Annotated in this window: 10 protein-coding genes; 5 read left to right on the top strand and 5 right to left on the bottom strand. The window is 50.1% G+C overall.

What is annotated here, in order from left to right:
- Positions 1 to 191: 191 nt before the first annotated feature.
- Positions 192 to 623 (bottom strand): hotdog fold thioesterase, encoded by a 432-nt coding sequence (locus ACESLU_RS06840; RefSeq protein ID WP_372636983.1) that lies wholly within the window; start codon positions 621 to 623, stop codon positions 192 to 194.
- A 272-nt stretch (positions 624 to 895) separates the two neighbouring features.
- Between ACESLU_RS06840 and ACESLU_RS06835 the strand changes: the two genes are divergently transcribed.
- The 5 genes from ACESLU_RS06835 to ACESLU_RS06815 all read left to right on the top strand — a co-directional run bounded on the left by ACESLU_RS06835 (position 896) and on the right by ACESLU_RS06815 (position 7,786).
- Positions 896 to 2,698, top strand: coding sequence for a long-chain fatty acid--CoA ligase (locus ACESLU_RS06835; RefSeq protein ID WP_372636981.1), 1,803 nt, complete (start codon positions 896 to 898; stop codon positions 2,696 to 2,698).
- Between the two features lie 55 nt (positions 2,699 to 2,753).
- The gene (locus ACESLU_RS06830; protein WP_372636978.1) at positions 2,754 to 5,126 is read left to right on the top strand and encodes a 3-hydroxyacyl-CoA dehydrogenase NAD-binding domain-containing protein; all 2,373 of its coding nucleotides are present in this window, start codon (positions 2,754 to 2,756) and stop codon (positions 5,124 to 5,126) included.
- A gap of 31 nt (positions 5,127 to 5,157) precedes the next feature.
- Positions 5,158 to 5,592: a four helix bundle protein gene (locus ACESLU_RS06825; protein WP_372636975.1), complete on the top strand. Its 435-nt coding sequence runs from the start codon at positions 5,158 to 5,160 to the stop codon at positions 5,590 to 5,592.
- 19 nt (positions 5,593 to 5,611) lie between these two features.
- Positions 5,612 to 6,793, top strand: a complete 1,182-nt coding sequence (locus ACESLU_RS06820) for an acetyl-CoA C-acyltransferase (protein WP_372636972.1) — start codon at positions 5,612 to 5,614, stop codon at positions 6,791 to 6,793.
- Between the two features lie 129 nt (positions 6,794 to 6,922).
- Positions 6,923 to 7,786 carry an SDR family oxidoreductase gene (locus ACESLU_RS06815; RefSeq protein WP_372636969.1) on the top strand — a complete coding sequence of 288 codons (864 nt, stop codon included), beginning with the start codon at positions 6,923 to 6,925 and terminating at the stop codon, positions 7,784 to 7,786.
- Positions 7,787 to 7,870: 84 nt separating this feature from the next.
- Here ACESLU_RS06815 and ACESLU_RS06810 read toward each other — a convergent pair whose 3' ends face one another.
- From ACESLU_RS06810 to ACESLU_RS06795, 4 genes are all read right to left on the bottom strand, one after another.
- Entirely contained in the window at positions 7,871 to 8,719 is an 849-nt protein-coding gene (locus tag ACESLU_RS06810; protein ID WP_372636966.1) for a hypothetical protein, read from the bottom strand.
- 306 nt (positions 8,720 to 9,025) lie between these two features.
- Entirely contained in the window at positions 9,026 to 9,208 is a 183-nt protein-coding gene (locus ACESLU_RS06805) for a PspC domain-containing protein (protein ID WP_073063914.1), read from the bottom strand.
- 54 nt (positions 9,209 to 9,262) lie between these two features.
- Positions 9,263 to 9,946: a phosphatidylcholine/phosphatidylserine synthase gene (locus ACESLU_RS06800; RefSeq protein WP_372636964.1), complete on the bottom strand. Its 684-nt coding sequence runs from the start codon at positions 9,944 to 9,946 to the stop codon at positions 9,263 to 9,265.
- 203 nt (positions 9,947 to 10,149) lie between these two features.
- A partial coding sequence (locus ACESLU_RS06795) for a TonB family protein (RefSeq protein ID WP_372636961.1) occupies positions 10,150 to 11,159 on the bottom strand: 1,010 nt, incomplete at its 5' end.

The following is an 11,159-nucleotide window of genomic DNA, read 5'->3' as shown; positions in this document are numbered from 1 at the left end:
GTGTGCCATACTGTGAATGTCGCCCGTCAGCGGCGTTGAAGATAACAATAGTGTGCCGGGTGCAGGGGGGTACGTCTCCGCTGCCGTTATTCCTTCGCCTTGCTGAAGTACAAATTTCCGGGTGAGAAATCCGGGCTATACGATGAAGTAGCTGCGAGTCTTATTTTTAATATTAGTGCTGACTAATGATCTCATGATCCCCTGACAATGGCCAGCGTACATCTTGACACGCATACCAGCTTGTCGTCGGGCGTATATATATTAGTCTCCCACACGTGGATGTTCCGTCCCCGTTGAATGGGTGTTGAGACTGCATTAACGCTATTCCCCTTTTTTACAGGTCGAATGTGATTGGCATTGATCTCGATACCCATCGCGGTTTTATCTTCGTGGTTAATATTCAGCCAGGCGCCAATCGAGGCGAGGGTCTCCGCCAGCGCTACGGAAGCTCCACCGTGCAGAACGCCAAAAGGCTGGACGGTACGTTCGTCGACGGGCATGGTTGCCTTTACTTCATCCTTCTTAAAAGAGGTAAAGGCGATACCGAGGGTATTGCCCATATGTTTTTGTTCGGAATCAAAAAACAGCTGTACACGTTCTTGGATATCAGGTTGGATATACATAATATTATTTATAATTCAGGAGAAGCATATAATAGTAACAGCAACACAGAAATAAAATTCCACTTTGAAGTCAGAGATAAAGATTTATATTGAGCTATAATTACTTGAAAAGCCGGTCCCGAAGCATCGGGAAATATCAAAGCCTGAGCGCATTCAAAATCGCTGCATATAAAGGATATGTGAGGATGTTGACTGCGTAAAAATGCTGAGATTGGCCAAAGAACGGTTTTTGCAAAATGCTCTAACATTTATTGATAGAAGAAGAGATGATTATGGAATACCAGCCTACGACCATTCTGAATGAAGTTGACAAAGGGTTACAAAATCATAATAAAAAGGTGCTTTTTGCTACCAAAAGGGGAGGGGAATGGATAGAGACCGGGAAAGAAGAATTTCAGACGAAAGTTCGCAATCTTGCACTGGGATTGTATGAGTTGGGCGTAAGGCGCGGCGACCGGGTAAGCCTTCACTCCGAAAATAGTGCTGAATGGTTAATCTGCGACCAGGCTATTTTGTCGCTCGGAGCCGTTGATGTACCGGTTTATGAGACGCAGCCGGCAGAACAGATTAAATATATTCTGGAGAATGCCGAAGTAAATGTACATATAGTCTCCAATGAAGAACTATACCGTGAAAGCAAGTCGCTGGTCAACAGTATTGACAACCTTGAACAGGTGATCAGGATTTTTGACGCGGAAAACCAGGATGTGCTGTCTTTCGAAGATATTCTTGAAAAAGGAGCAACCAAACACAAGGAAGACCCGGAACTTTTTGAGCGATTGCGCTCGGAGGTGGATCCCGATGACCTGGCTACGCTTATTTATACTTCGGGTACGACCGGCGACCCGAAAGGAGTCATGCTTACCCACTGGAATATCGCCTCTAACCTGCTGGCTTCCCTGGAACGGGTACCTTTTGATGACAATGTCGAAGAGGACCAGCGGATGCTCTCGTATCTGCCTCTGTCGCATGTGTTCGAACGGCTTATCACTTATCTGTATATCCGGCTGGGATATCCGATCTACTATATTGAAGATATAAACGAGATCCGTGAAGACTTTGAGCACATCAGACCGTACTACCTGGCTACCGTTCCTCGTCTCCTGGAAAAAATACACACGGGGGTCAAGGTCAAGGGACAGGAGATGAGCGGGATCAAAAAGCAGCTCTACTACTGGGCGCTCAACCTGACCGACGAGTATGACCCCGAACACCCGCCCTCCGGTTGGGGAGCCCTAAAACATGCCATTGCCGATAAACTGGTATATTCCAAAATTCGCGCGCTTTTCGGCGGCAAGCTTTTGGGGGTAGTCAGCGGCGGAGCAGCCCTTTCTTCGAATTTGTTTCGTTTTATGAATGCTCTGGGCATTATCTGCCTGCAGGGATACGGTCTTACGGAAACCTCCCCGGTACTATCGGTGCACGACAAGGATCACATGCGTGTGGGAAGCTCGGGGCCGCCCCTGTCGAACGTGGAGATCAAGATCGCCGAGGACGGTGAAATCCTGGCAAAAGGGCCTAATATTATGAAAGGGTATTACCGTAACAAGGAAAAAACGGATGAAGTATTTACCGATGACGGCTGGTTGATGACCGGCGATGTGGGCAAGCTGGAAGATAACTATCTCTATATAACGGATCGGAAAAAGTCGGTCTTTAAGCTTTCGACCGGCAAGTATGTGGCTCCGCAAACCATCGAAAACCTGCTCATCGAAAGCGGCTTTATAGATCAGGCGATGGTGGTAGGTTACAAACGAAAATTTTGCTCCGCACTGATCGTCCCCAACTATGAAAATGTTGAAAAACGACTGAAGGGAAGGGGAAAGTCGGTATCGGAGGAGCCGGACAAAGACCCGCAGGTGCGGGAACTCATCCAGCAGGAGGTGGACAAGGTCAATAAAAATCTTTCTCCGTGGGAGACGGTCAAAAAGTTTGTCGTGCTTGCGGAGCCATTCAGCATGGAATCGGGTGAGCTCACCCCGACGATGAAAGTTAAACGATCGAAGGTGAAGGAACATTACGAAGAGGAAATTGATTCAATGTATGAAGAGGCGGAGCAGACCGATAACGCCTGACGACCTTAGCCTGTTCTCTGCATGATAATGGAATGTTAAAATCACAACAATTTTTATGGCTCAATCAACATATGCTATTCAAAAAGTCGCGGTTCTGGGATCCGGTACCATGGGCAGCCAGATCGCGGCCCATTGCGTTAACGCCGGACTCCAGGTATGGCTGCTTGACCTGAAGGATGAAGGAGGGGACGACCCGAACAGGCGGGTGAAAGAGAGCATCAAAAAGCTGAGGGAAATGAACCCCTCGCCCCTGGGGAATCCGGGGGACGCCAAGCACATTCGTCCCGGCAATTTCAGCGACGACCTGGATATCATCAGGGAAGTGGACTGGGTTTGTGAGGCCATTATCGAAAAGATGGATATCAAAAAACAGATGATGAGCGATATCCAGGAGGTTCGCGGGGAAGAGACGATTGTAACGTCAAATACCTCTGGACTCCCAATCAGTGAAATCAGCGAGGACTGCTCGGAGGAGTTTCGAAACCATTTTCTGGGTACGCATTTTTTTAACCCGCCGCGCTATATGAAGCTGCTGGAAGTGATTCCCACGGAGGCCACGGCTGAAGAGGTGACGGATTACATGACCGCCTTTTGCGAGAAAACCCTGGGCAAGGGGGTGGTGCGCTGCAAGGATACGCCTAACTTTATTGCGAACCGTATCGGGATCTTCTCCATGGCCAGTATGATGCCCTACTTTTTTGACGGTGACTTCCGGGCGGAGGAGATTGATTTTCTCACGGGAACGCTCACCGGCTATTCCAAAGCCGCCACCTTCCGCACCGCCGATATGGCGGGCCTGGATATCATCCATCATGTGGCCAATAATTTGTATCCCTCCATTCCCGATGATGAGCGACGCGAGGTCTTTCAGCTGCCGGAAGGCTTCGACGCGATGATTGAACAGGAAAAATATGGCAACAAGTCGGGAGAGGGGTTTTATAAAAAAGTTCAGACCGATTCCGGCAGGGAATACAAGGTCATTAATCCGGATACGCAGGAATATGAATCGCAAATCGACCCGGAATTTGAAAGTGCATCGCAGGCAAAGGAGAAATTTGAAACGCCGGGAGAGCGACTGAAATATCTGGTGGACCAGGATGATGAAGCGGGGCGGTTTTTGTGGGATATCCACTGCGACCTGCTGCTGTATGCGGCTCACCGGGTGCCCGAAATCACGGATTCCGTAGAGTCTATCGACCGCGCGATGAAATGGGGCTTTAACTGGGAACTGGGTCCCTTCGAACGCTGGGATGCCATTGGTGTTCGTGAATCGGTGGAACGCATGCGGGAAGAGGAACGAGAGGTGCCCGAACCGGTGCTGGAGATGCTGGAATCGGGACGCGAGCAGTTTTATGACTGGGAGGAACGCACGGTGTACAATCTCGCCACCGGGGAAGTGGAAACATTGACGCCGCCTGCCGCCGGGGCGATCCGGGTGGCTGAGCTTCAGGCCAAAGGCAAAGAAGTGTTCGGCAACGGCAGCGCGGGTTTGTACGATCTTGGGGACGGGGTGGCCCTTTTTGAATTCCGAACCAAAAAACAGACGCTCGGTTTTGAGCTGATCCGCTCGCTGGATGAATCCTGCCGGATCGTCAAAGAGCAGTTCGACGCCCTGGTCATCAGTCACGATAACGACAACTTTACCTACGGGGCGAACCTGATGGAGGTGATGCAGGCGTGGCAGCAGGGGGAGAAGGACCGCGTTGAGGAGGCAGTGGAGAATTTTCAGGAAGTAGCAGTCGGACTCCGCTACCAGCCGTTCCCGGTGGTTGTGGCACCTTTCGGCCGCTCGCTGGGCGGCGGGGTGGAGTTTATCCTCCACGGGGATAAAGTCGTGGCCCACTATGAGCTTTATGCGGGACTCGTTGAAGTGGGGGTCGGGCTTATTCCCGCGGGCGGGGGCACGAAGGAGATGCTCTACCGCGTGATGCAGCAGGTGATGGATGACGACCAGGTCGATCCGCTGCCGAATATCAAAGAGGTATTTAAAACGATCGGGATGGCCGAGGTTTCCGACGGCGCCCCCAAAGCCCGTGAGTATCAGTACCTGCGGGACTCCGATTCCGTGATTATGAATCGCGACCTGCTGATTGCCAATGCCGAGGCGGAAGCGCGGCGAATGGTGGAGGCGGGTTACCAGCCCCCGCAGAAGCCGGAGATCAAGGTACTGGGCAAAAAGGCACTGGGTTCCCTTCGGCTGATGCTCTATATCATGCACGAGGCCAACTATATCACGGATTACGACAAGGTGGTAGCGGGAAAAGTGGCCTGGGTTATGAGCGGGGGCGACCTGAGTGAGCCGCAGAAGGTGCCCGAAGCGTACCTGCTTCGGCTCGAACGCGAGGCCTTCCTGGAGCTCCTTGAGGACGAACGCACACAGGCCCGCATTGAACACATGCTGAAGAAAGGAAAACCATTACGGAATTAGTTTTTGGTAATTCGTTATTTGTTATTGGGATATGAGGCAGCAAAAAGAGATACAATCTTTTGAAGATCTGAAGGTTTGGAAGTGTGCTAGAAAACTTCAAAGTAAAATATCAAAACTGGTAAAGACCTTTCCTAAGGTCGAGGAGTACCGCTTAACGAATCAGATCGTACGTTCGTCTCGGTCAGTGGCAAGGAATATTGCTGAAGGATACGGACGATACCATTATCAGGAAAATATTCAATTTTGCAGACAAGCAAGAGGCTCCTTATGTGAATTATTAAATGATATTATAACGGCATGTGAAGCAAAGTATATTGATAAAAGCAGATTTGATACGCTTAAAAAAGATGTAGATAGGTGCCATCGACTTTTGAACGGTTATATTGCTTATCTCAAAAAGGCCAAAAAAAAGAGTCAAGTTAAGGAAGACGAAACTATTTATGATCTGGTCCCTGATAACCATTAACTAATTAACCAATAACGAAATGAAGGAAGCTGTCATTGTAGCTGCTGCGCGAACACCAACCGGAAAAGCCAACAAAGGATCCCTGCGATTTACCCCGCCCGATCGCCTGGGGGGGGAGGTGATCAAGGCGCTCCTGGAGCGGGCCCCGAACCTGCAGCCCGAAATGGTGGATGATGTTATCCTGGGTTGCGCGTTTCCGGAGGCCGCACAGGGGTTGAATGTCGCCCGCCAGTGTGCGGCGCTGGGAGGACTGCCGCCGTCGGTTCCGGCCGCCACCATGAACAGATTTTGTTCGTCGGGCTTGCAGACCATTGCCCAGGCCGCCGAACGGATTATGGTCGGTGGTGCCGAGGTGATGATCGCCGGCGGCGTGGAATCGATGTCCCTGGTGCCGATGGGCGGGTATGTGGTGCATCCGAATCCCGAATTGGTGGATAACTACCCGGAAATTTATATTAATATGGGGCTGACGGCTGAAAATGTGGCGGACCAGTATGGAGTAAGCCGCGAAGATCAGGATGCGTTCGCCTACCGCAGTCACCGGCGCGCCATCAAGGCGTGGGAAGAGGGATATTTTGAGGACCAGGTGGTGCCGATCGAGGTTCGCGAAAAGAAAGTAACCGCAAGAGGTGAGGTTGAGGAAACGGAATTCCCGTTTAATACCGACGAGGGACCCCGCCGTGATACCTCCGAGGAAATTTTGGCCAAACTGAGTCCCGCCTTTAAACAGGGAGGGTCGGTCACGGCTGGAAATTCCTCCCAGATGAACGATGCCGCTGCTGCGGTCGTCGTGATGAGCCGGGAGAAAGCGGATGAGCTCGGGCTTGATCCCATTGCACGGTACGTCGGCTTTTCCGTTGCCGGCGTCCCCCCCGATATTATGGGCATCGGTCCCGTCGAGGCCGTCCCCAAAGTGCTGGAGAAAGCGGGGATGGATTTGAGCGAGATCGATCTTATTGAACTTAATGAAGCGTTTGCAGCGCAGGCCCTGGCAGTGATTCGCGAGCTCGGTATGGATGAGGATATCGTCAACATTAACGGGGGTGCCATCGCCATGGGACACCCGCTCGGCTGTACCGGCGCGAAGCTTACGACCCAGATCTTGTATGATCTGATGCGCCTTGAGAAGCGCTATGGCTTGGTTACCATGTGTGTGGGGGGCGGTATGGGCGCCGCGGGAATTTTTGAAAATTTACGATAAAGCGACCATAGATGATATGGGTGGCACGATCAGGCGATTGACAGGGTTTTCAAAGTTCTCTCTATAATACAAATACTAAACCGTGACAATTCGCTTTATTTATGTATAATCAACGAGTAGGAATAGACCATGTTTACAGCAGATACGTTAGAAGGACAAACGATTCTTATTACGGGGGGCGGAAGCGGATTGGGTCTCGCCATGGCAAAAAAGTTCGCTGCGCTTGGCAGTAATGTTGCTATTTGCGGGCGGACCGAGGACAAGCTACGTCAGGCGATTGAAGAAATTGCCGGAGAGCGTAGGGGAGTGACCACCAAGTATTATGTAGCCGATGTTCGCAGCTACGAACGTATGGAGGAAGTGATGGGCGAGATTATTTCCGACTTCGGAACCATAACCGGACTCGTCAATAACGCCGCCGGTAACTTTCTGTCGGCTTCTGAAGATCTGAGTCCTGGTGGCTTTAAGGCGGTGGTCGATATTGTTCTATACGGTTCCTTTAATTGCACACACCTGTTCGGGAACTACCTGATTGACGAAGAACAGGAGGGAAGTGTCTTGAATATGGTGACTACCTATTCGGAATCCACCGGGTCGGCCTTTGTGCTGCCTTCCGCCTGCGGAAAGGCAGGGGTGCTGGCGATGACCCGGTCGCTGGCTTATGAATGGGCGACCTACGGCATCCGGCTGAACGCCATCGCACCGGGACCTTTTCCCACCAAGGGAGCCTGGGAGCGGCTGATACCGGATGAAAGGGCTGAAAAGCAATTTTTGTCCAAAATTCCGGCCGGCCGGTACGGGGATAAAGAGGAGCTGGCCAACCTGGCAGCTTTTTTAATGTCCGATATGGCGCCCTACATCACCGGGGAATGTGTGGTCATTGACGGCGGGGAGCGCCTCTCGGCGGGACAGTTTAACTTTATAGACCAGCTGGGGTCGCGGGAGGAGCTGAAAAACTTCTTTAAGGGAATGCGTGAAAAGAGTAGTGAATAGTGAACAGTTAACCGGGGAGTATGCAAAACCGCTCTATTGTCCAATGCCCGCGTTATTGATCAATTGAAATCCTCACCCTACATACTACCCCAGCCGCCTGTCTATTTTATCCAGGGTTTTGTTAAGCTCCATCAGGTGATAACCGTTGTAGATAGTCGGACGCTTTAACTGTATGGACTTGATGAATTCCATCGCGGCCAGCTCCGCGGATTTGGAGGCATCGAACGACTGGCGACTAAAAAAAAGATGTCCGCTTTCGTTTTCCTGCCCGAGACGTACGCTCTGTTCCGATACGTCGCAGTCGGCCAGATAGTTTTGGTCCGCCGCCAGCCGATGATGGTTGGTTGCCAGGGAGGCGGTATTGACGTAGATGTTGGCCGTAGCGCCGCTGTCGAATCGTACAAGAAGGTGCAGCGCATGGGGACTTCGGCTGGACAGTTCAACAGATTTCAATTCGATATGGTGAACGGCACCATTGATCCATCGGAGGCTGAAGGCCAGCTCATTAATCCAAAAATAATCGAAACTGAAGTCGGATTCCATATGTTGAGCATGGGTAATTTCCCGGATAACCTGTATAAAGGAGGGTTTGATGATTTTTTTTGCCATCCACTTGGAAGCGGGGGCCAGCGTAGGCCAGTGTGAAAACTGAAGCTGAATATTGGCTTCCTCAGCGGCGTGATATACCTTTTCAACAAGCTGTGTGTTACCTGTAGGCAGCGGTCCGACAAGAAAGCTATGGATTCCTTTTTTGACTGTTTCCAATAGGTGCCGGAGCCGGTTCTCCGTATCATCGAGAAGAAAACAGGCATCCACCGATTCGATGGCACTTAGCTTGGCTGCGATGGTTACTTCAGAAACGGACCGGTGGGTTCGCAAGTGTTTTTCCCATGCTACAGCCCGTTCGGCAGAACCAATGATTCCGATTTTCATAAAGGGGGATTCCTGTGTGTATATTTAACAATCCATAATTATGAAATAGGAATCTATTTTCAAAACATTTTATCTGTTTGATGAATGCTGCATAAGGAATGCTGCATAAGGCTTTGTAAAGTCCTTTGCAAAACCGTTGTTTTTCCTAGTCACTACATGTTCGCGATTTCAAAATCATCGCGCATTGTGAATGTATATAAATTGCGGATATAAAATCCTTACAAATACTCAATATGCTGTGGGTTAAAAATCACTCTGGCCTTGATTTTTGACCAAAAATTCTTGCTTTCAAAAGCCTTCTTTTACTTAATCCGGCATGACCAGGGCAAGAATAAAATAGAGAAGTACGGGACTTCCCCACCCCAGGAATGTTAATATGACAAAAATAATGCGGACGATGGTAGGATCCCATCCGAGATACTCTGCGATACCCCCGCATACACCTGAAATCATCCGGTCGCTGTGTGATTTACTTAAACGAGCTGCCATAAAAGTATGGTTAATTAACTTGGTTATCCTGTTTGATTATATGATACGCACGAGCTATGCTGATGTTTCAATTGTTTTAACATTCAAGTAAAATGAAAGCCCAAAGTAATAAAAAGGAAACAAAAATGAACCATAGATTAACTGGGAGGGGGATCTGTCAAACAGATAGACCAATGCCAGCAATTGTATGACAAAGAGCGAACCCAGCAGCAGGGTAAGCTTGCGAAGGAACGATGTGCGGCTGGGATATACAAACTTAATGGGGAGGAAGGTGGTCAGGGCGAATACCAGCAGTATTATAGAAGCTGTGGTGGTTGAGAGCTGGAGCAGAAAAATATAGAACACCACGATGTTCCAGTAGGAGGGAAAGCCCAGGAAAAAATGATCGTCGGTCTTGGCCCGGGTATTTGAAAAGCCGAACACACTGGCGGTGGCACAAATGAGGAGCACCCAAAAGGGGAGATCCATCGTGGCATAAATCCAGAAAAGAGGGGCTACCGTCCAGGTAAGAAAATCTACGATATTGTCCATCAGTCCCCCGTCAAACCTGGCGGCATATTCTTTGGTTCGGACCAGCCGTGCGAGCGCGCCATCGATGGAATCGATAAGCGCCGCTCCCGCAAGAGCCCACAATGCTGTTTGATAAGCCTCCTCGAATATGAGAATCAGTGTCCACAGCCCCAGGGCTGCGCCCGTTGCGGTCAGCAGGTGAACGCCGTATGCTGCTATTTTTTTCACGAACGGTCTATGTCTAATGAGTTGCTGCTCCTGTTATATCCGTTACACGATAACATAATAAAATAAAAAAAGCGGAACCGATGAAGTTCCGCTTTGAAAAGGACGTAAAAACCGAAAAATCCATTCAACCTTTTTTCAGTCGCGGCGCTCTGATAGCAAAGCCGTGATATAACCAGCTCGTGTTTTCCGACAGGGAGAGGTAGTTATTCTATTTTGACCTCAGTCATGGCCGGGTCATATCCGATATAACTGATTACCAGGTTGTGAGTACCTTTTTCCAAATTCTGGAGAGAAAATTTCCCCTCCTGGTTTGTGGATGTTCCTTTACTGGTGCCTTCAATAAGAATATTCGCTCCCGGAAGAGGGGCGTCCTCCCGAGTGGAAATTACGGTACCCGATAGCGTCTTGTTATCCGTAATGCGTAAGTTTTTAATGTTCATGGCAGCCTCTTTCATGGTCGGAGTTTTCACGCTCACAGCTGATTCCTCCCCGGGAGCTGCTGGTGGTAGTTTAAATATAATCGGCAAAGAATACTGTACGGGGACCGGCTCTCCGCGCTGTCTGCCGGGTTTGAATTGGGCTTGTTTGACCACCCGAAGGGCTTCCTGATCCAGAGACTCGCTGACGCCCCGCATGATCTGCGGCTCCTCAACCGTTCCCTCTTCGTTTACGATAAATCGTATGATAATACGTCCCTCTTCCCCGGCTTCACGGGCTTCCTGCGGATAGGTGATTTCAGTCATCAGGGATTCAAGACCACCGATCAACTCCGGCATCTGTTCCACGGCCACAAAGAATTCTTTATTCGATTCATCCTGCTGGTTGCCGGCCGTGGCTCCCGGCGCCTCCTTCAAATCTGAAAAGACTCGGTCCATGTCAATACCATCGAGGAACTCAATTTTTATAACGCCGTCCTGCCCGGCTTCTCCGTATTCACTTGTGGCTTCATCTCCTTTGAGTACTCCGACAGATTTGATGTATTCTCCCTTGATCCGGGAAAGCGCGTCAGGGGGATCGGTTTCGGAGATACGCTCTCCATTGATGATATATAAAGGCTGCTGATCACTTTCGGCCTGGGCTTCCATTTGTGCCTGGGCCTGCTGGAATTCGGTATTCGTAATACCATCAGCGTCGTTGAGGTCGCTGCAGGAGATCGTCAACACCACCAGCCCTGCCGTTACCAGCGTTAAAAGAAAGCTCGATCGAGAGGTGG

It is taken from the genome of Fodinibius sp., from assembly GCF_041642155.1.
In the GTDB taxonomy this organism is placed as follows: Bacteria; Bacteroidota; Rhodothermia; order Balneolales; family Balneolaceae; genus Fodinibius.
The sequence above is the reverse complement of the archived record's forward strand: the minus strand, read 5'-3'. Positions and strand labels throughout refer to the sequence as shown.

Coding starts and splice junctions, on each gene's coding strand:
- ACESLU_RS06840 (WP_372636983.1), bottom strand. CDS start 623: ATGTATATCCAACCTGATATCCAAGAACGTGTACAGCTGTTTTTTGAT.
- ACESLU_RS06835 (WP_372636981.1), top strand. CDS start 896: ATGGAATACCAGCCTACGACCATTCTGAATGAAGTTGACAAAGGGTTA.
- ACESLU_RS06830 (WP_372636978.1), top strand. CDS start 2,754: ATGGCTCAATCAACATATGCTATTCAAAAAGTCGCGGTTCTGGGATCC.
- ACESLU_RS06825 (WP_372636975.1), top strand. CDS start 5,158: ATGAGGCAGCAAAAAGAGATACAATCTTTTGAAGATCTGAAGGTTTGG.
- ACESLU_RS06820 (WP_372636972.1), top strand. CDS start 5,612: ATGAAGGAAGCTGTCATTGTAGCTGCTGCGCGAACACCAACCGGAAAA.
- ACESLU_RS06815 (WP_372636969.1), top strand. CDS start 6,923: ATGTTTACAGCAGATACGTTAGAAGGACAAACGATTCTTATTACGGGG.
- ACESLU_RS06810 (WP_372636966.1), bottom strand. CDS start 8,719: ATGAAAATCGGAATCATTGGTTCTGCCGAACGGGCTGTAGCATGGGAA.
- ACESLU_RS06805 (WP_073063914.1), bottom strand. CDS start 9,208: ATGGCAGCTCGTTTAAGTAAATCACACAGCGACCGGATGATTTCAGGT.